The sequence below is a fragment of the Bacillus sp. B25(2016b) genome, assembly GCF_001679765.1.
GTDB classification, from domain to species: Bacteria; Bacillota; Bacilli; order Bacillales; family Bacillaceae_G; genus Bacillus_A; species Bacillus_A thuringiensis_K.
Map to the genome: position 1 here is coordinate 3,298,854 of NZ_CP016285.1, position 20,651 is coordinate 3,319,504.

The following is a 20,651-nucleotide window of genomic DNA, read 5'->3' on the forward strand; positions in this document are numbered from 1 at the left end:
ACTTTTAAATGCTTTTTCAACTCTATTATTTTTCAGTCACATATGCCCACTTAAAGCTAAATTCTGGACTGATATTATGTTTTACTACTCCCTTTACATTTGGTTGTAAAACATAAGAATCTCCTCGTTGATATAAAGGTACAATCGCTACATCTTCTTCAAGTAATGTTTTTTCAGCTTTTCCTAACTCTTCCCAACGTTTTTTCGCATCGCTCATTAATTCCGTTCCAGCTTTTTTCACCATGCCGTCATATTTAGGGTCAGAGAAGCTCATTTGGTTATGAGAATGTCCAGTCTCAAACATATCTAAGAACGTCATTGGATCTGCATAATCTGGATTCCAACCACCGTATGAAATATCATATTGTTGCTCAGATTCTAATTTTAGTTTTTGCTTAAATGGCTGAAGTTTAATGTTAACTGTTACACCTTTTAAGTTCTTCTCAATTTGGTCCTTAATATATTCTCCAACTTTTTTCGCATTACCAGTATCATAGTTTAAGAATTCAATTGTAACTTGGTCTTTACCTAGCTCTTTTTTCGCTTCTTCCCAAGCTGCAGCAGCTTTTTTAGCATTTGGTTTTAAACCATTCTTAAACGTTTCTTGGAAGTCTTTACCGTCTGGTCCAGTTGCTAAACCTTTTGGTACTAAGAAGTCAGCTTCTTTTGATCCATCATTTAAAATTACGTTTGCTAAATTCTTTTTATCAACTGATAGTGCAATTGCTTCACGTAACTTTTTACTCTTTAATGGTGTATCTTGTCCATCACGTTTTTGGTTCATACGAATGAAATACGTACTCACTTGTGAATATGTTCCGAATTCATCTTTCTTATTTCTGTATTTATCTACGAACTCTCCAGTTAATAAAGCAAAGTCAACTTGACCGCTATCATATAAATTGATAAGAGTTGCTGGTTCTTTAACAACACTGAAGTTAACTTCTTCAAGTTTTACAGTCTTTTTATCCCAATATTGATCATTTTTCTTTAATTGCCATCCTTGTTCATGCTTCCAATCTTTAAGAACGAACGGTCCATTATAAACTGTTGTATCAGACTCTATACCGAACTTCTCCCCTTTTTCTTTTACGAATTTTTCATTTAATGGGTAGTACGATGGGAATGCTACTAAGTTTAAGAAGTACGGTACCGCTTGCTCTAATTCAACTTCAAGCGTAAGATCATCTACCGCTTTCACTCCTAATTCAGCTACAGGTTTTTCACCTTTATTAACCACTTCTGCATTTTTAATTGGGAATGCGATAAATGCATACTCAGCAGCTGTTTTTGGATCTAATAGACGTTGCCAAGCATATACGAAATCTTTCGCCGTTACTGGATCTCCATTTGACCATTTTGCATCTTTACGTAGTTTGAACGTATATTTTTTACCATCTTCACTTTTCGTGCTAGATTCTGCTGCAGCTGGAATAGGCTTATTATCTTTATCAAGACGATATAATCCTTCCATCGTATTCCCTAGCATTTGTGAAGATACTGTATCTGTTGATTTAGAAGAATCCATCGTTGGAATCTCTTGGTTTACTGTTCGATTCAACACTTGTTTTGCCGCTAATTTTCCCTCTGACTTGCTATCTCCACTTGAGTTTGTGTTTGTCTTTTTATCTCCGCCTGATGTAGAACATGCTGTTAACGCCATGCTCATTGCTAAAACCGGTGCTACAACTGCTGTTAGTTTTTTCATTTGTTTCTTTTTCATTTTGTACCCTCCCTAATTCTTAACGATAGCTATTAAAGAATTTTCTGATAATTCTGTTTTTCTCTATATATTTATCAGACGATTCTTACTAATTCTTATTCTACTAATTTTTTAATTTTTGTAAAGTATTATTATTGAAAATTTTTAAAAAATTATTTTTTTACAGTAATATTCATAAAAATGCCATATGTTGTTCAAACCTTATTTCGCATTCATACACATTCGTTGTTTTAATCACTTTCATCTCATTTACCACTTGAATACTTGTTAATTATTGCTAATAAATAATGCATATATCTAAAAACATCTTTTCTACAAAAATAAAAAAGTCAGCAAAGCTGACTTTTTACCCGGCCATTTTTTTTCGTTTCATTTCCTCTACTACTCTCGTATACTTCTCATCATCAAATTCATTTTCACTTTTTGCAACAACTACAGTTGCAATACCGTTACCAATTAAATTAACGATAGCACGTGCTTCTGACATGAAACGATCTACACCAAGTAATAACGCTAAACCTTCTAATGGGATAACATTCATTGCAGATAGAGTAGATGCTAGCACAATGAATCCCCCGCCGGTTACTGCTGCTGCTCCTTTAGATGTAACTAATAAAATAGCTATTATAGTTAATTGTTGACCTAGTGAAAGATCGACGTGGAAAACTTGTGCTAAAAATATAGTAGCCATCGATAAATAAATTGTTGTTCCATCTAAGTTAAAAGAATAGCCTGTTGGAATGACTAAACCTACTACCGGTTTCGAACACCCGAAGTCTTCCATCTTTGTCATCATTCGCGGCAGTACTGATTCTGACGATGATGTCCCGAGAACAATAAGTAATTCTTCTTTAATATGAGCTAAATATTTCCACAAACTAAATTTATACAGTTTACAAATAAAATTTAAAACAATAAAAACAAATAATGCCATTGTCGCATATACACAAATCATTAATTTGCCAAGTGGTATGAGCGTGCTTAAACCATACTTCCCAATTGTAAATGCCATCCCACCGAATGCTCCAACCGGTGCTAATTTCATTACAATTGATAAAATGTTAAAAAATACTTTCGATAATCTTTCAAAAAAATCAATAACCGGTTGTCCATTTTTCCCTAACATCGTTAATCCTGCGCCGAATAAAATGGAGAAGAATAACACTTGTAAAATATCACCTTTTGCAAATGCTTCAAACATGTTAGACGGCACAATATGTAAAAAGAAATCCATCCATTTCATTTCTTGCCCGCTTTGTACATATTGTGAAACATCTCCGCCTTTTAGTTTTGAGGGATCTAATCCATCTCCGGGACGCACAACATTCGCTACGATGATACCAATAATTAAAGCAGCTGTTGTAACAATTTCAAAATATAATAGTGCCTTCCCACCAACACGGCCTACCTTTTTCATACTTCCCATACTTGCAATACCGAGTACAATTGTTAAAAAGATAATCGGTGCAATAACCATTTTAATCATATTGATGAATGTTTCACCAATTGGCTTCATTTGTTGTCCAACACTCGGCCAAATTGCCCCTACTGCAATACCACAAATAATGGCCACAATAACTTGGAATGTTAAATTCTTTGCAATTCTCATTTTTGCTACTCCCCTGTATTTTCATTTCTCCCAAACTATTTTAAGCAATAACATTTATTCTATGTGATAGCCCCCTTGCTACTTAACTTGAACCCTACTATTATGTTACACTATTAACTCTAATTCTTAAATAGTATATAACATTAAAAACTAAATGTCATACCATTAGACAAAAATAAAAAAGCAGACATTACATCTGCTTTAATTCTCCTCAATTTGCTTTTCACTTAATCCTAGATGTGTTCTAAGAGTATTACTCAAACTCTGTAGATCTTTTTTATTAGGATTATAATAATATACACGTTGCCCGTTTGGGCCATTAGGTAAGTATAAATCATCACCAGCTAATTGTATTTTTTCAACTGAACCGTTTAAACCGTATTTATAAAAAGATAAAATATCGTCCATTACTAAATTTGTTTTAAAATCACCATCAACCGCCTCAACTATTTTTTCTAGCTTCGTAATCGATCCTACACTTTTTAATTTACTTAAAATCGCTTCAATAACAAGTTGTTGGCGCTGTCCTCTCATTGCATCACTATCAATATGACGCGTTCTTGCTAGTGCGAGTGCTTCTTCCCCATTTAATTTTTGTAATCCTTTTTTCAAATGAATCGTATCAGGTTCATCTTTACTATTTTGCTCCGTAAATTCAACTGGGACATCCACTTCAATACCATCTAACCCATCAACAATTTTAGTAAAGGAACCAAAATTAAATTTCACAAAATAATCAACAGGCACCTGTAACAATTTTTCTACCGCTTCCACAGAAGCTTGCGGTCCTCCATCTTTACCATTTTTAACGAAACCACTTCCATATGCATGGGTTATTTTATCTTTTTTCTTTTCAACTGGAACATATGTGTATGTATCACGCGGTATGCTCGTTAATTTCACTGTTTTATCATCTTTATTAAAAGTCGCTAACAGTAATGCATCTGTATGAAATGCACCATTATATTCCTTTTGTCGTTCTTGATTTTCATCAATTCCCATAATTAAAAGTGAAACATGATTTGCAATTGGCTTTACAGATTTCTCACGTAAATTGGATTTTTCACCTCGTGCTAAATTCAAATTAGATTTTTGTACGAGACTAGAAGTTTTCATATATACATAAGCTCCATAGCCAATTCCACCAAATAGTAATACCGCCAGTAGTAAACTTATTATCGTTTTCTTTTTATATTTTTGCTTAATTTTCTCTTCTCTTAAAGATGAATGATTCCCCATCTACTCTCCTCCTGTCTCTATTCATCAAATATGTTTTTCATTTTTTCATATTTAGCGCTATCCTTTTGAAACATACTTTCTTTCAATCCCTTATCTATTTGTATCCATTCAGTCGTAACTGAATATTGAATCAAGCCTTCTTGAAAACTAAGAAATTTCAACATAATCCCTGTATTTTTCTCCACAACCATTTCGAATTTCCCTCTTAAATCTTCAGAGGTGCTAACAGGCATCTCTATGTTGATAACTCCTTCAATTTTGTAACAATCTAATCCAAGATATTTCGTTTCTTTATAATTCCAATCTTTATATCGAATTAACAAATCTGCAAATTCTGATTGAATACTATATTTAGCTAGCCCTACATATTCATCATCATATCTCTTTTTCTCATCTGATTTTCTCACTACCCTTTCCGTAGGATTTAATTTTAATAGTTCATTGTTTCTTTCTTTCGGGTTCCATTTTGTCTCTTTATAGGTATACTTCTCATCATCAAACTCTTTTTTCTTGCCCTCGTTATATATAATTGTTCGTTTTTTCGCTAGTTTATCTTCTTTCGAAGAGATACCTCTTTGTTTCTCCGTATCAATCGCATACTTATATGTTGTAGCAATTCTTGATGAGCTAGAATATTCCTCAAATTGTCCTGAAATATTTTTAAAATAATCAATAGAATCTAGCATCTTTTGATGAATCTTTTCTTTATCTGGATAATGTACATTCGATTTTATTTCTTCTTCATTTTCATAATCAGAAAATGCTTTTTTCTTTACATATTCAAATACTCCACCGTTTTGCGCAAAACTTTGTATAGAAAACTCAGACATAGATACCACTGAAAGTATACAAACCGCTGCACTAATTATCATCATATAAATTTTGTAACTCTTCTTTTTTACCTTAAGATTATGTACCGTGCCATTAATCTTTTCATTTAACTCTGGAGGTACTATAACATTTTCATCTTTTATTCTCTTTTTTAATTTCTCATCAAATAATTTTTCATTATCCATCCTTTGCCCCCCCTATTCCATCTTTAATCGTTTTTGTAGTTGTTCCCTCGCACGTGATAATCTTGATTTCACTGTTCCTTTCGGTATTTCTAACAGCTTTGCTATACTCTCTTGATTCATGTCTTCATAGTAATAAAGCACCGTAACAGCTCTTAATTCTTCATGTAACGATTGAATCGCATTACACAAATCTATATCTTCATACTGATCATACGCACTCATATTGTAATCATTCTCTTCTGTCACAATTACCTTTTTATAAGCTCTAATAATATTGTTACACTCATTTATTAGTATTCGAATTAACCAAGTTTGAAAAAATTCTTCTTTTTTTAATTTTTTTATATTTTCATAGGCTTTTAAAATTGTTGTCTGTATCGCATCCTCTATATTTGTCTCATCACGTAACATCGCCTTTGCTATTCGATACATTTTCACTTTTTCTGTATGTATAAGCGCTATAAAGGCTTCATGATCACCTTTTTTCGCTAAAGAAACATCCGTTTCTTCTTTTATAATCATTTTATATAAAGGGATTACTTTCACAATCGCTCCTCCTGTTTCATCCTCACTTCATCACTTCCAATTTAACTTTACATGTATTAGACGTATGAACCTAGAAAAAGGTTCACTTTTTTGAATATTTTTGTAATTAAAAAGATAAATATCCTTTATAAGGATGCAATGAACATACTAGTTTAAATTTACAAATAAAAAAAGCCCACTTTCTCAGTGGACTTTCTACTTTATAACGTTAAATCCCTCTTCCTAAATACTACAATCGCTACGATAAAAATACAAAGCGCTACAGCAGTTAAACTTATACTTACCGGCCATATATTATATGATCCTTCAGCAATTTCTTTCGGACGAAACAGCGTGAATAATGATAGGTTTTTCATCCATTCTAACTTATCACTTAACTTCCCTACCATATCTAATACGAAAAATAAGATAGTTAAACTCGCTGAATAACTTAGTGCTTTTCTTTCGTCATTACATATACAAGAAAAGAAAAATGAATAGGCACTAACGACTAAAAATATGAGCCCTCCGACTACATTTATCTTCAAAAATAATTCTTTATTTAAGTTATTATCCTCTAAAAACCATTCTGCACCTACTATACCCGCTACATACGTAACCGCTACAATAATCAGTAGTCCTAATATAAGAATAGCCGCTTGCGTAATTGCGATTCGTACTCTAGATACAGGCGTTGCTAGCAAGTATGCCATTGCTCCTTTATCTACATGACGAGCAATTAAATGTGTCGCAACTGTTACGCAAAAAATTGTTAAAATGATAATAAACAATAGACTATAGTATTCGCCCGCTAAAAAATCCATTACGTTTTGAATCGGACTTTCCATACCAACGATTTTTTTCACACTATCAGGCATGGCAGCTATTAATTCATTTAGCCCTTTCGCTGATACCATTGACGGGAATATCCAAATTAATAACCACAGATATAAAGCTGCACCAGACGCATAACTCAAAATACTTTTTTGTGTTTCTTTCAAACTAGCTAAAAATAATCGCTTATTCATGCGCTATCCCTTCTTTCTTATCGTAATAATGCATAAATAAATGTTCTAAATCCATCGCTCTCGTTTGAAATGCCGTTACATTATAGTTTGAAAGTGTTTGTAAAACAGTTTGATAATTTCCTTGTACAATGATAGATGCCTCTCTGCCTTTTACCGCTTCAAATTGCAAATTACACTTTGTAAGGGACTCAATCTCTTCTTGTGATGATACTATTACATCTATCACCTGTCTTCTCATACTTTGTAAATCGTGAATATTTTCAACCGTTACGAGTCGACCATCTTTAATAATAGCTACTCTGTCACAAGTTCTCTCAATTTCAGTGAAAATATGTGATGACATTAGGATTGTTTTTCCTCTTTGCTTTTCCTCTAATATTAAATCTATAAACACTTGCTGCATAAGTGGATCAAGTCCAGATGTTGGTTCATCTAAAATTAACACCTCTGGATCGTGCATAAATGCAGCGACTATCCCTACTTTTTGCTTCATTCCTTTAGACATTTTGCGAATCGGTGTTTTCACATCAAATTGCAGACGCTCTATCAGTTCATCTCGTCTTTTTGTATCCTTTAATCCACGCATTCCTTGCATTAATTTTAAAAATTCTAATCCGTTCATTCCTTCAATAAAAGAAATTTCACCCGGTAGATAACCAACTTCCCTTTGAATTTTCGCTGCTTCATTCCAACAATCTAATCCAAAAATTGTCGCTTTACCAGCTGTCGGTTTTATAAATCCCATTAAATTACGAATCGTCGTTGATTTTCCGGCACCATTCGGTCCTAAATAACCAAATACTTCTCCCTCTTTTACATCAAATGTAATATGAAACAAACCTTTTCCATTCGAAAACTGTTTTGTGACATCTTGAACTGAAATCATAATTCCACCTCATTTTTTTGAAATATTTAATATGTGATATTTCAAAATTATTGTACTCCTCATCTTCCATATTCGCAACAATTTTTTGAAATATTTATTAGTCCATATTTCAAAATTATTGTTTTCCATTATTTTTTCTTGTATATTTTAAGTGAGGTGATTGCATTGAACGGCTTTGAAAGAGTAAAACAAAAGAAAAAGCGTGCCATTAAAGAAGCAGCATTCGTATTATTTTCAGAACGTGGATTTAATGAAGTGAAAATAGAACATATCGCAAAAGAAGCAAACGTTTCTCAAGTTACAATTTATAATCATTTCGGAAGTAAAGATGCGTTATTTAGGGAGCTTATACAAGAATTTATCATATCTGAATTTCAATATTATAAAGAGCTTGCGGAAGAAAAATTACCTTTTTATGATATGATGCAAAAAATGATTGTAAGAAAAATGAATACTGGCGGATTATTTCAACCTGATATGTTACTACAAATGATGCAAAGGGACGAAGAACTCCGTAAGTTTATTTATAGTTATCAAAATGAAAAAATCCTGCCCTGGTATTTAGAAATATTAGAACGAGCTCAGCGCAAAAACGAAATTAATCCACACCTTACTAAAGAAATGATGTTACTTTACATTCAAATGTTTACAAAGTTAGGTGATGAATTTGGAGCACAACTTCTTGAAGGAGATCGCGAAAAACATATACAAGATATCGTTACGATGTTCTTCTATGGTCTTTCTGTTCCACAAAAATAAAAAGACACGAATTTCGTGTCTTTTTATTTTATAGAAATGACTCTACCCTTTTCACTGCTTTCAATCGCTAATTGAATCAGTTTAATAACATCTAAACCTTCTTTTGCTGTTACAGGTAGTTTCTCACCATTTAATATACTATCTCGTACACCTTTATAATAATTGTTATAACAACCGACTTCTGTTGGAATACGCTCTAAGCTTTCTTCTGTTTCTAAAGTAGCAAAATTCTCTTCATCGTCTACTCCATAACCGTTATCACCTGGCTTCATTCCATTTTTTAATTGCTCTTCCTGCGAATCCATACCGTACTTCACGATAGAACCTTTCTCTCCATGCACTATAAAATGCGGTCCAGCTTTTTTCACATAACTACTACTACGTAAAATGACACGTTTAACTCCGTAATGAAGTTCTATGTGGAAATAATCATCCACCTCTGCACCTGGTCGTTGTTTTATTACATCTGCACTTATAGCATCTGGTTTCCCGAATATTGATAACGCTTGGTCAATTAAATGCGATCCTAAATCATATAATATACCGGAGCCTGGTAGATTTTTTTCTCTCCATCGATCACGTACATGTGGACGGAAACGATCAAAATTCGATTCATATGCATATACATTCCCTACTCTGTTTTCTCCTAACAATTTCTTAATTGTTAAGAAATCATTATCAAAACGACGATTATGATATACGCTTAACATTACATTATGCTGCTCTGCTAATAAAATAAGCTCTTCCCCTTCTTCAATTGAAACAACAAATGGTTTTTCTACAACAACATGCTTACCGTTTAAAATTGCTTCTTTTACATATGGAAAATGAGTTGTATTAGGTGATGTAATAACAACTAAGTCAACATCAGCTCGCTTCACCAATTCATCAATTGTACTAACAACATTAGCGTTTGGTAATGTTTCTTTTACTACCTCTTCTTTTGAGGATAATACAGCACGAATATCATATTCTTCTATCGTTTGTAATAGTGGGATATGAAATGTCGTACTTGAAAAACCAAATCCTACAATCCCTACACCTATTTTTTTCATGTTGCCCCTCCATTTGTCCCGCTCTAACGGGCAGTAAGATTCCTAACTCAAAATTCAGCGAAAGCTAAGGAATTAGGTGAGGAATCAACTGCTCGTTAAAGCCCGATTGATTAAAGTTTCACTTTATGAGAACGATTTCATCCAGTTATTATAACAAGATTATTATTATTTACATAATAAATTGCCTAGAAAAAAGCATCTTGCTATTATTCATAGCAAGATGCCCTCTTTATTCTGGTCTTTTCTTCGTCCACGTTTCTACTACTTCACCAGTATCATTAACATCTAGCACTAGGCTACCATTACTATACCGGTCTTTATTTCGATACGCTTTCGGATCAATCTCTTCTACAATGTTTTTCTCTGTCTTCATGTAAACTAATTCATCGTCCCGAACAATTTCAATACCGACAATGCGGTACGGATTACGTTTTAATTCTTTGAAAATAACTAGACCTCGTTTCGCCCTCGTTGATTTTTCAATTTCTGATGCTTTTAGACGTTTTACAGCACCGCGCTGTGTTACGAGAATAAGTTGATCTTTATCACCATTTAACGGTTTACCAGAAGCGACATAGTCATCTTCTTTTAAATTAATTGCTTTCACTCCAGCAGCTCTTACACCGACTGGACTTACTTCATCTTCATGGAAAATAAGTGCATATGCACCGTGTGTAGCAAGAACGATATCACTCGTTCCATCTGTCGCAAATATATCGACAACTTCATCATCTTTTTTCAAGTTTACAGCAACGAATGCCCTTGAATAACGCTGAACTTTATATTGATTTAATTCTGTTTTCTTTATCATACCATTTCGTGTTACAAATACGATAAATCGTTTTTCTTCCTCAAAGTTCGGTACAACCGTTGCCCAAATGATTGTTTCATCCCGGTCGAGTGAAACGATATTAGCAACGTGCTGACCTAAATCTTTCCAACGAATATCTGGCATTTCGTATACTGGCAGATATATATAGTTTCCTTTATTCGTAAATAAGAGGACTGTCTCTGTCGTATTCGTATCGAATCGTTCAAGTAAGATGTCACCCTCTTTCATACCGAAGTCTTTGCCGTTCGAGGCATTATGTGAGCGCCATCCAGTACGTTTCACATATCCTTCTTTCGTTACAGTAACGATGACATCTTCTTGTGGGATCATCACTTCTACATCGATTTTAATTTCCTCGATTTGATCTTCAATAATCGCGCGTCGATCATCACTATATGTTTTCTTAACTCTCTTTAAATCTGTTTTAATTACTTGAAGTAATCTTTTTTCACTTTGTAAAATTGCCTGTAGCTCAATAATTTTCTTATTAAGCTCATCTGCTTCTTCTTGTAACGCTGTAATGTCTGTATTCGTTAAGCGATATAATTGCAAGGAAACAATTGCTTCTGCCTGTGCTTCTGTAAAGCCAAATTTTGCACTTAAATTATCTTTCGCGTTACGTTTATCTTTTGAAGCTCGAATTGTCTCGATTACTTGGTCTAAAATCGATAATGCTTTCTTTAAACCTTCTACAATATGTTGACGATTTTCTGCTTTTCTTAATTCATATTGCGAACGTCTCGTAATAACCTCTTTTTGATGTCCAATATAAGCATCCAAAATTTTCGGTAATGTCATAAGTGTTGGACGACGATTATTGATCGCTACCATATTAAAGTTATATGGAATTTGCAAATCTGTATTTTTATATAAATAATTTAAAATACCTTCGGCGTTTGCTTCTTTCTTTAATTCAACAACAATTCGTAAACCAGTACGATCTGTCTCATCACGCACCTCAGCAATACCATCTAACTTTTTATCTAGACGTAATTCATCCATTTTCTTTACAAGGTTTGCCTTATTCACTTCGTAAGGAATTTCAGTGATTACAATTTGTTGTTTCCCACCGCGCACTGTTTCAACTTCTGCTTTTCCGCGAATAATAATTTTACCTTTACCTGTTTCATATGCCTTTTTAATACCATCAATCCCCTGAATAATACCACCTGTTGGGAAATCTGGTCCTTTCATAACTGTTAATAAATCATCAACAGTACTATTTGGCTTATCAATACGCATCATTGTAGCATCAATAACTTCTCCAAGATGATGCGGAGGAATTTCTGTTGCATAACCAGCGGAAATCCCTGTAGATCCGTTCACTAATAAATTGGGGAACGCTGCTGGTAATACAACTGGTTCTTCACTCGTATCATCAAAGTTTGACACGAATTCAACTGTTTCTTTATCAAGATCACGTAATAATTCAGATGCAATTGGTGATAAACGAGCTTCCGTATAACGCATCGCTGCCGCTGGATCCCCATCAACACTACCGTTATTACCATGCATTTCAACTAAAACATTACGCACTTTCCAAGTTTGGCTTAAGCGTACCATTGCTTCATATACAGAGGAATCTCCATGTGGATGATAATTACCAATAACGTTACCTACTGTTTTAGCTGATTTACGAAACGCTTTATCATGTACATTACCTTCTACATACATAGAATATAAAATACGTCTTTGTACTGGCTTTAAGCCATCACGTGCATCTGGAAGTGCACGATCTTGAATAATATATTTACTATAACGTGCAAAACGATCACCTAACACGTCTTCAAGCGGGAGGTCATGAAACTTCTCTGCTTGCATGTTATTCCACCTCCGTCTCCATAATCATTTCATTTTCTAAAATATTTCCTTCTTCTTGCATACCAAACTGTACATTACGTTCAATCCATTTACGGCGCGGTTCTACTTTATCGCCCATTAATGTTGTAACGCGACGCTCTGCTCTTGCTGCATCATCAATTTTCACGCGAATTAATGTACGCGTTTCAGGGTTCATTGTTGTTTCCCATAATTGATCCGCATTCATTTCACCAAGTCCTTTATAACGTTGTAACATATAGCCTTTTCCAACTTTTTTCGTTACACCGTCTAATTCCTCATCTGACCAAGCGTATTCAATTACCTCACTCTTACCTTTTCCTTTACTTACTTTGTATAAAGGAGGAAGTGCGATAAACACTTTACCAGCTTCGATAAGTGGCTTCATATATCTGTAAAAGAACGTTAATAACAATACTTGAATATGAGCCCCATCCGTATCGGCATCGGTCATAATTACAACTTTATCGTAGTTAATATCTTCAACATCAAATTCATTTCCTACACCGCCGCCAATTGCATAAATGATTGTATTAATCTCTTCATTTTTAAAGATATCAGCAAGCTTTGCTTTTTCTGTATTAATTACTTTACCACGTAACGGTAATACGGCCTGGAAACGTCGGTCTCGTCCTTGTTTCGCAGAACCACCGGCAGAGTCACCCTCTACTAGGTACAGTTCATTTTTTTGCGGGTTACGTGATTGTGCAGGTGTTAATTTCCCGCTTAACGTACCTTCTGATTTTTTCTTTTTCTTACCACTCCGCGCTTCTTCTCTTGCTTTACGGGCTGCTTCACGGGCTTGTGCGGCTTTAATTGCTTTTCTCACAAGAAGTGTAGCTACATCAGGATTTTCTTCTAAAAAGTATGCTAAATGCTCAGATACAATGGCATCAATTGAAGAACGCGCTTCACTTGTACCTAGTTTCCCTTTCGTTTGCCCTTCAAACTGAAGCACTTCTTCTGGTACACGTACCGAAACGATAGCCGCTACACCTTCACGAATATCTGTGCCTTCTAAGTTTTTATCTTTTTCTTTTAATAGGGCTACTTTACGAGCATACTCGTTAAACACACGCGTCATCGCTGTTTTAAATCCAGCTTCGTGTGTTCCACCATCTTTTGTACGTACGTTATTTACAAACGATAAAATGTTTTCTGAGTAGCCATCGTTAAATTGAAATGCTAGTTCTGCTTCAATTCCATTTTGTTCACCAGTGAAATATACAACTGGATGAATGGAATCTTTTTCTTCGTTTAAATATGAAACGAAAGCTTCAATTCCCGTTTCATAATGAAATACATCCTCTAAATCATTTCGTTCATCTTTTATCGAGATTTTCATTCCTTTTAATAAGAATGCAGATTCACGTAATCTCTCACATAATGTTTCATAATTATAATTTGTTGTGCTGAAAATCGTTGTATCTGGTTTGAAATGCATCGTAGTACCAGACTCTTTCGTCTTCCCGATTTTCTCAAGCGTCGTTACAGGAACACCGCCATTTTCAAAGCGTTGTTCGTAAATATTTCCGTCACGCTTAATCGTTACGACTAACCATTCTGATAAGGCATTTACAACAGATGCCCCAACACCGTGCAAACCACCACTCGTTTTGTAACCACCTTGACCAAACTTACCACCGGCATGAAGTACAGTTAAAATAACTTCAGGTGTAGGTTTCCCAAGTTTATGCATTCCCGTAGGCATTCCTCGCCCTTTATCTATAACGCTAATACTATTATCTTTATGTATTACGACTGAAATTTCGTCGCCAAATCCCGCTAACGCTTCGTCAACGGAGTTATCTACTATTTCATATACTAAATGATGCAATCCACGGCTGTCCGTGCTCCCGATATACATACCCGGGCGTTTTCGAACGGCTTCAAGTCCTTCTAACACTTGAATCGCATCTTCATTATATTGGAACTGATGCTTCGCCAAACTCCTTGCCCCTTTCCTAATCCAAAATCAGAACATATGTTTCTATTATAGAATAACGCCTCGACTATAGTTTTGGCAAGTTATCTTATCTCTTTTATATACCATTTTCAATAGAAAAATCCTTGTTTTCTCACAAGGATTCCTCTAGGCTACTATTTCAGAAAAATAATCGTTTGTCAACGAGAAATGGATATGTATTCCAAGATTACACATTCCAAACCTTTATTATGATCCAAATGATCAAGATCCAAAATGGGATTACAAATAACAATCCCCAAAAACAGCCTTTAAAAAATCTCATGATGAACACCTCGTTCATCGGCCCTACTTATCTATAATGAGGGCTGAATCAATCTTTCTACCTTTACATCTACACTATTTTGTCATCGCATGTTCTACTTTAATACAACGATCCATTATTACAGTATAGTCTTTTTCTTTTAAAAGTTTATATGTATCCTCATCTTGTACTCCTAATTGTGCCCAAAAAACATCTGCATCAATCTCTACAAATTCTTTTGCAACATCCATTAAAAACTCTGAGCGACGAAATATATTTACTATGTCAACGTGTTCCTTAATATCCTTTAGTGAAGAAACTGCCTTTTCTCCAAGCACCTCATCTACTGTTGGATTAACTGGAATAATGCGGTATCCAGCATCTTGCATTGCTTTTGAAACCATATACGATGTACGTTCTGGCTTATCTGATAATCCAACAACCGCAATTGTTTTGCTTTTCTTTAGCACTTCACCAATTTCCGTACGAGTTGGGTTTTCAATTGTCATAATTAATCCCTCCTATTCCTTTAGTATAGCCGATAAAGAAAGTCTCTTTCAATATGAAAGAGACTTTCTTTTATTTCGATTATTGATTCTTTGTAGCTGAATTATCTGCTAAAGTAGCCGATTTCGTCATTTTTTGACCGTTACGGTAGAATGTAACTTCTACTTTCTCGCCTACTTTTTTCTTTTCATATAAATATTTACGGAATTGAAGAGCATTCTCTACTTTTTGATTATCTAATGCTACTACAATATCATATTGCTCTAAACCAGCTTTTTCAGCCGGTGAGATTGGGTAAATTTTACCTAATACAACACCATTAGTTACTTCTTTCGGTACTTTCAATTGATTGACTGCATAAGCTTGCACATCTTCTAATGAAACAACACCTACTCCAAGCGCTGGACGTTTTACTACTCCATCTTTTTCAAGAGATTCAATAACTGGTTTTGCGATATTAATTGGAATAGCAAATCCAATTCCTTCAACTTCTTGTTGTGCAATTTTACTTGAATTAATCCCAATTATTTCACCATTTTGGTTAAATAATGCACCACCACTGTTACCAGGGTTAATCGCTGCATCTGTTTGAATAACTTGTGCTTGCCAATCTGGTCGTTTATCGCCATCAATATCAACCGGAATTTCGCGTTCTTTACTACTGATTATACCTTCCGTTACACTTCCATCAAATCCTAGCGGGTTACCGATTGCAATGGCTTTTTCACCCGCACGAAGTTTACTTGAATCACCTAAAGTGGCAACTTTATTTACATTAGATCCATCAATTTCAACAACTGCTAAGTCTAACCAAGGGTCCTTACCAACTAATTTCGCATCAACTTGCTTTCCGTCGCTCAGCTTCACAGCAAGTTTATTTGCTCCATCCACTACATGGTTGTTTGTTACAATATATGCTTTATTCCCTGCTTTTTTATAAATAACACCTGATCCTGAACCAGCTTGTTGTTCTTGACCTGTCGGTTGCATTGCAAATGGATCAACACTTTGTTGCATATTAATAACACCTACAACAACATCTTTCGCCCCTTCAATCATACCAGGTAAATCAGTTTCATTTTTCGCTTTATTTACAACAGGAACTACAGTACCTTCTACTTTTGAATCCGAACTAAATGATGATACTGGCGCTCCATTATTTTGAGCCCATGGCATATATGGTGCTGCAAAACTAATCGAAACCGCTCCGACTACAGCTCCCACTAAACCTGTGAAGAAATAGCCTTTTTTACTACCTGATTTTCTCACTTCTCTCGTTTCACTATGCTCTTCATTTAAATTTGGTCCGTCGTAATATCCCATGTTTTATTTCCCCTCTCTGGTGAATTCGTATTTTCAGTATAGTCACGTTTTGTGTCCTTCTTGTGAACTCATCGTGAAATCTAATTAAAAAAATACTCCTATCTAACATTGTAGACAAAAAAAGTATTTTTTGTACATTCTACCTTCAAAAGAGAGTATAAAATCGCCATTTCCCTAGGCTAAATTACACAAATCGTTCTAGATTATTCTTCAAATTTATAACCAACTCGAATAACAGTACCGATATGCTTCGCTTTATCTCCTAGCTTATTTCGAAGTTTTTTAATATGGGTATCAACCGTTCGGTCATCACCGTAATAGTCATATCCCCATAACTGATCTAATAAATGTTGACGTGATAACACGATTCCTTTGTTCTCCATTAAATACACAAGAAGTTCAAATTCTTTATGTGTCAATATAATTTCTTCTCCATCTACTAAAACAGTTCTAGATAGACGATTTACTTCTATTCCAGCTAAAGACATAGCATTTTCTTCCGCTACTCCTACCGCACCATCCGCACGTTTCAATAACGTCTTTGCACGAGCTACTAATACTTTCGGGCTAAATGGTTTCGTTACATACTCGTCTGCACCTAATTCGAAACCTAGCAATGTATCATCCTCATCCGAACGTGCTGTCAACATAATAATTGGTACTGCTGATTCTTTTCTAATTCTTCTACAAACAGACCATCCATCTATTTCTGGTAACATAATATCTAACATAATTAAATCAATTTCATGCTCTGCAAATAACTCTAACGCTTTTTTTCCATCTTCTGCTTCGATTACTTCAAAGCCTTCATTACGAAAATAATCACTAACAATTTCACGTAATCTTCTTTCATCTTCAACAAGCAATACTGTTTTATTCATATCATCTATCCCGCCTTTTTACTCTTTCAATCGAATAATACGTTGATTGGAGCTTCCGCGAAATGGAAGTGTTAAATCTTTTTTCTCAATTTCAAACCTTCCATCGACTAAAACATCCCCATAATGTAACAACTCTATCATATCATTATTTTGAGAACTCTGTATCTCTTCTAACGTATAACCTGTATACATCCATAGGTTTTTTTTCAAATCTTTCACGATTTTTGCTACCTTTTTCACTTCAGCAGCTTGAAAAAATGGATCTCCACCTGAAAATGTTACATCAGTTAATGGATTACTTGCAATCTCTTTCACAATTTCTTCTACTGTCATTTCCGTTCCATTGCAAATATTCCATGATTTCGGATTATGGCAACCAACGCAACGATGCGGACAGCCCGCAAAAAACACGACTGTCCGCAATCCTTCTCCATCTACTACACTATCATGAATAATATTCATCACTTTCATTTATGTTTCACCCGATCTATCTCTTCACTACGTTTCGCACTATTCCACTTCGACATATCTCCTACAAGATAGCCTGTTATACGGCGAATTCTTTCTATATTAGCCTCATCTTCATTCCCGCAACTTGGACATTCATTCCCAATAACCCCGTGATAACTACAGCACTTACAACGGTCAACAGGATGATTAATTGAACCGTATCCAACGCCATGTTCTGCCATAGCTTGTACAATTTGTTTTAATGCCTTTTTGTTATGCATTGCTGCTCCGTCTAGTTCAATATAAGTAATGTGTCCTCCATTACAGAGAGCATGGAACGGGCCCTCTAAACGGATTTTATTTATCGCTTGAATGTTATAATAAACTGGAATATGGAATGAATTCGTATAGTAATTATGGTTCGTTATACCGCTAATTTCACCAAATTCTTCTCTATCTTTTTTCACAAACTTCCCTGATAATCCTTCTGCTGGAGTTGCAATTACTGAGAAATTCAGTTGATGTTCTTCTGTCGCTTTATCCATTCTATCTCTCATAAAGGAAATAATTTCATACCCAAGTTTCCATGATTCTTCATCTTCCCCATGATGCTTTCCTGTTAAAGCTACTAAACATTCCGCAAGACCGATAAAACCAATACTTAACGTCCCTTGTTTTAAAATCGAGGCTACGGAGTCTTCAGGCTGCAACGTTTCTCCACCACGCCATACACCTTGTGAATATAAAAACTGAAAATCTCTTGCTCGCTTCGTACATTGATACGCATATCTTTCTAATAGCTGCTTAATTCCTAAATCTAAATAATAGTTTAGCACTTCAAAAAACGCTTCTTTTGAACCACTAATTAACGCTAATTTCACTAAATTAATAGACGTAAATGATAAATTCCCTCTACCAATCGCTGTTTCTTCTCCATGTATATTAGACATAACACGGGTACGACATCCCATGTAACATACTTCACTTTCTGGTCTTCCATCATAATGCACTGCATTAAACGGCGCATCTAAAAATGAAAAGTTAGGGAATAATCGCTCTGCGGTTGTCTCTAATGCTAATTCAAATAAATCGTAGTTCGGATCACTTTCTTCAAAATTCACACCTTTTTTCATCTTGAAAATTTGAATTGGAAAAATCGGTGTCTCTCCTTTACCAAGTCCAGCTTGTGTCGCTTTTAAAAGTTGTTTAATTAACATTCTTCCTTCTTTTGATGTATCTGTTCCGTAATTAATAGAAATAAACGGGACTTGTCCTCCGCCCCTACTATGCATACTATTCGAATTATGAACGAAAGCCTCACACGCTTGATACGTATCATTTTCCGTTTCTTTCCATGCAAATTCTTCTATTTGTTCTTTCGTAAGCGGATATGATTGTAATCGTTTTTTATGTCTCTCAATTGTTTTTCGTACATAAGGTGCTAAATCAATATCAAAGAGTGCAAACGATTGACCACCATGCTGCATATTTTGATTCGCTTGAAAAATAATAGACGCAAGAGCCAATGCACTTTTAATGTCTTGCGGTTGTCTCATATGTCCATGCCCCGTATGAAAACCGTTAGCAAGCATTTGTGCTAACGGAATTTGTGAACAAGTCGTCGTTCCTGTCGCATAAAAATCTAAATCATGTGGATATAATATATTTTCATTTATTGCTTTTTTCACTTGATCTGACAATAAATTCTCAACAGCATAATATTTTGCACTCTCAGATGCGAAGGTTCCCATTACGCCCATTGGAGAGCGGCCGTCTACATTTGCATTTTCTTGCATTAAATCTTGTTCATTGCCGTGGACTATTGTCTCGAACACTTTCATTAATTCTTCTTCTCCACGTGTATTATTTTGTAACATTTATAACCCTCCACCAATATGTTGTTATCTTTTGATTAAAATGTTACTACATATAGTCTTACTGTTTCTGTGAGAAATGTAACATTACTGTGAAATTTTTTTCGCGAAATAATGAATTTTTCATTTACAAAAAAGAAATGTGCTCTTTACAAATGTATGGTACAATATACGGGAAAAACTCTTTTTACCCTTTATCAACACATTTGAATAAAGGAGACTGAACTTATGGTTACTACATATCTTTTATTTATCGTTGCCTACTTACTTGGCTCGATTCCATTTGCACTAGTTGTTGGAAAAATTGGCTACGGAATCGATATTCGTGAGCACGGGAGCGGTAATCTAGGCGGAACAAACACATTCCGCACATTAGGGAAAAAAGCAGGTTTTACCGTTACAATTGCTGACATTTTAAAAGGGACTTTAGCAACAAGTCTACCAATGATTTTCGGATTAGATATTCACCCACTATGGTTCGGGTTAGCGGCTGTTCTTGGACATGTCTATCCAATCTTCGCAAAATTCCGCGGTGGTAAAGCAGTTGCAACTTCTGCTGGGGTACTATTATGCTATTCACCAGTTGTTTTTGCAATATTGGCTGTTGTATTTTTCACCCTTTTATTTACAACAAGATACGTATCACTTTCTTCTATGGTAACAGCAGTTGTTGCTGTTATTGCATCCATTGTTAGCGGGGATAAAATCTTCATTATTGCGATGTGTTTATTAGCAGGTATGGTTATTTATAAACACCGTGCAAATATCGGACGAATTATAAATAAAACTGAACCAAAAGCAAACTTTTCAAAAAAGCAAAAATAAGATCGTAACCCACATAACGCAAAAAGAAAACGTGAAGCATATTAATAGCGTC

General features: G+C 34.9%; 17 protein-coding genes. 2 read left to right on the plus strand and 15 right to left on the minus strand.

Going from position 1 to position 20,651, the window contains the following annotated elements; genetic code table 11:
* Positions 1-25: 25 nt before the first annotated feature.
* The 7 genes from BAQ53_RS16735 to BAQ53_RS16765 form a co-directional block, all read right to left on the minus strand.
* Positions 26-1,723: a peptide ABC transporter substrate-binding protein gene (locus BAQ53_RS16735; RefSeq protein ID WP_208905993.1), complete on the minus strand. Its 1,698-nt coding sequence runs from the start codon at positions 1,721-1,723 to the stop codon at positions 26-28.
* A gap of 346 nt (positions 1,724-2,069) precedes the next feature.
* Positions 2,070-3,332: a dicarboxylate/amino acid:cation symporter gene (locus BAQ53_RS16740; protein ID WP_001216973.1), complete on the minus strand. Its 1,263-nt coding sequence runs from the start codon at positions 3,330-3,332 to the stop codon at positions 2,070-2,072.
* A gap of 201 nt (positions 3,333-3,533) precedes the next feature.
* On the minus strand, positions 3,534-4,571 hold the full coding sequence (locus BAQ53_RS16745) for an LCP family protein (protein WP_000526720.1): 1,038 nt from the start codon (positions 4,569-4,571) through the stop codon (positions 3,534-3,536).
* Between the two features lie 17 nt (positions 4,572-4,588).
* The gene (locus tag BAQ53_RS16750; RefSeq protein WP_000368249.1) at positions 4,589-5,587 is read right to left on the minus strand and encodes a hypothetical protein; all 999 of its coding nucleotides are present in this window, start codon (positions 5,585-5,587) and stop codon (positions 4,589-4,591) included.
* 12 nt (positions 5,588-5,599) lie between these two features.
* Complete coding sequence (locus BAQ53_RS16755; protein ID WP_208905995.1) at positions 5,600-6,133, minus strand: RNA polymerase sigma factor; 534 nt, start codon at positions 6,131-6,133, stop codon at positions 5,600-5,602.
* Positions 6,134-6,333: 200 nt separating this feature from the next.
* Positions 6,334-7,140, minus strand: coding sequence for a DUF2705 family protein (locus BAQ53_RS16760; protein WP_208905997.1), 807 nt, complete (start codon positions 7,138-7,140; stop codon positions 6,334-6,336).
* Positions 7,133-8,026: an ABC transporter ATP-binding protein gene (locus BAQ53_RS16765; protein WP_208905999.1), complete on the minus strand. Its 894-nt coding sequence runs from the start codon at positions 8,024-8,026 to the stop codon at positions 7,133-7,135. The genes BAQ53_RS16760 and BAQ53_RS16765 overlap by 8 nt, the downstream gene beginning before the upstream one ends.
* 156 nt (positions 8,027-8,182) lie before the next feature.
* Between BAQ53_RS16765 and BAQ53_RS16770 the strand changes: the two genes are divergently transcribed.
* Positions 8,183-8,785 (plus strand): TetR/AcrR family transcriptional regulator, encoded by a 603-nt coding sequence (locus BAQ53_RS16770; protein WP_208906001.1) that lies wholly within the window; start codon positions 8,183-8,185, stop codon positions 8,783-8,785.
* A gap of 23 nt (positions 8,786-8,808) precedes the next feature.
* Here the strand turns inward: BAQ53_RS16770 and BAQ53_RS16775 are convergent, their stop codons facing one another.
* The 8 genes from BAQ53_RS16775 to BAQ53_RS16810 all read right to left on the minus strand — a co-directional run bounded on the left by BAQ53_RS16775 (position 8,809) and on the right by BAQ53_RS16810 (position 19,777).
* Entirely contained in the window at positions 8,809-9,840 is a 1,032-nt protein-coding gene (locus BAQ53_RS16775) for an oxidoreductase (RefSeq protein WP_000719766.1), read from the minus strand.
* 229 nt (positions 9,841-10,069) lie between these two features.
* Positions 10,070-12,493: a DNA topoisomerase IV subunit A gene (gene parC / locus BAQ53_RS16780; RefSeq protein WP_001147463.1), complete on the minus strand. Its 2,424-nt coding sequence runs from the start codon at positions 12,491-12,493 to the stop codon at positions 10,070-10,072.
* Position 12,494: 1 nt separating this feature from the next.
* Positions 12,495-14,459: a DNA topoisomerase IV subunit B gene (parE, locus tag BAQ53_RS16785; protein WP_001062202.1), complete on the minus strand. Its 1,965-nt coding sequence runs from the start codon at positions 14,457-14,459 to the stop codon at positions 12,495-12,497.
* Between the two features lie 375 nt (positions 14,460-14,834).
* On the minus strand, positions 14,835-15,248 hold the full coding sequence (locus BAQ53_RS16790; RefSeq protein ID WP_000151386.1) for a CoA-binding protein: 414 nt from the start codon (positions 15,246-15,248) through the stop codon (positions 14,835-14,837).
* A 79-nt stretch (positions 15,249-15,327) separates the two neighbouring features.
* Entirely contained in the window at positions 15,328-16,569 is a 1,242-nt protein-coding gene (locus BAQ53_RS16795) for a S1C family serine protease (RefSeq protein WP_000542646.1), read from the minus strand.
* A 203-nt stretch (positions 16,570-16,772) separates the two neighbouring features.
* Positions 16,773-17,450, minus strand: a complete 678-nt coding sequence (locus tag BAQ53_RS16800) for a response regulator transcription factor (protein WP_001044679.1) — start codon at positions 17,448-17,450, stop codon at positions 16,773-16,775.
* Positions 17,451-17,468: 18 nt separating this feature from the next.
* The gene (nrdG, locus tag BAQ53_RS16805; protein WP_000867078.1) at positions 17,469-17,921 is read right to left on the minus strand and encodes an anaerobic ribonucleoside-triphosphate reductase activating protein; all 453 of its coding nucleotides are present in this window, start codon (positions 17,919-17,921) and stop codon (positions 17,469-17,471) included.
* Positions 17,918-19,777 carry an anaerobic ribonucleoside triphosphate reductase gene (locus BAQ53_RS16810; RefSeq protein WP_208906003.1) on the minus strand — a complete coding sequence of 620 codons (1,860 nt, stop codon included), beginning with the start codon at positions 19,775-19,777 and terminating at the stop codon, positions 17,918-17,920. Before BAQ53_RS16810 ends, nrdG begins: the two co-directional genes overlap by 4 nt.
* 225 nt (positions 19,778-20,002) lie before the next feature.
* Between BAQ53_RS16810 and plsY the strand changes: the two genes are divergently transcribed.
* Complete coding sequence (gene plsY, locus BAQ53_RS16815) at positions 20,003-20,599, plus strand: glycerol-3-phosphate 1-O-acyltransferase PlsY (RefSeq protein ID WP_000258974.1); 597 nt, start codon at positions 20,003-20,005, stop codon at positions 20,597-20,599.
* The last annotated feature ends 52 nt before the right edge of the window (positions 20,600-20,651 follow it).

Excerpts from the sequence above, each read along its gene's own strand:
- BAQ53_RS16795 (WP_000542646.1), bottom strand. The coding sequence starts at position 16,569 with ATGGGATATTACGACGGACCAAATTTAAATGAAGAGCATAGTGAAACG.
- BAQ53_RS16775 (WP_000719766.1), bottom strand. The coding sequence starts at position 9,840 with ATGAAAAAAATAGGTGTAGGGATTGTAGGATTTGGTTTTTCAAGTACG.
- nrdG (WP_000867078.1), bottom strand. The coding sequence starts at position 17,921 with ATGAAAGTGATGAATATTATTCATGATAGTGTAGTAGATGGAGAAGGA.
- BAQ53_RS16745 (WP_000526720.1), bottom strand. The coding sequence starts at position 4,571 with ATGGGGAATCATTCATCTTTAAGAGAAGAGAAAATTAAGCAAAAATAT.
- BAQ53_RS16810 (WP_208906003.1), bottom strand. The coding sequence starts at position 19,777 with ATGTTACAAAATAATACACGTGGAGAAGAAGAATTAATGAAAGTGTTC.
- BAQ53_RS16740 (WP_001216973.1), bottom strand. The coding sequence starts at position 3,332 with ATGAGAATTGCAAAGAATTTAACATTCCAAGTTATTGTGGCCATTATT.
- BAQ53_RS16760 (WP_208905997.1), bottom strand. The coding sequence starts at position 7,140 with ATGAATAAGCGATTATTTTTAGCTAGTTTGAAAGAAACACAAAAAAGT.
- plsY (WP_000258974.1), top strand. The coding sequence starts at position 20,003 with ATGGTTACTACATATCTTTTATTTATCGTTGCCTACTTACTTGGCTCG.
- BAQ53_RS16765 (WP_208905999.1), bottom strand. The coding sequence starts at position 8,026 with ATGATTTCAGTTCAAGATGTCACAAAACAGTTTTCGAATGGAAAAGGT.
- BAQ53_RS16735 (WP_208905993.1), bottom strand. The coding sequence starts at position 1,723 with ATGAAAAAGAAACAAATGAAAAAACTAACAGCAGTTGTAGCACCGGTT.
- BAQ53_RS16750 (WP_000368249.1), bottom strand. The coding sequence starts at position 5,587 with ATGGATAATGAAAAATTATTTGATGAGAAATTAAAAAAGAGAATAAAA.
- parC (WP_001147463.1), bottom strand. The coding sequence starts at position 12,493 with ATGCAAGCAGAGAAGTTTCATGACCTCCCGCTTGAAGACGTGTTAGGT.
- BAQ53_RS16800 (WP_001044679.1), bottom strand. The coding sequence starts at position 17,450 with ATGAATAAAACAGTATTGCTTGTTGAAGATGAAAGAAGATTACGTGAA.
- BAQ53_RS16790 (WP_000151386.1), bottom strand. The coding sequence starts at position 15,248 with ATGACAATTGAAAACCCAACTCGTACGGAAATTGGTGAAGTGCTAAAG.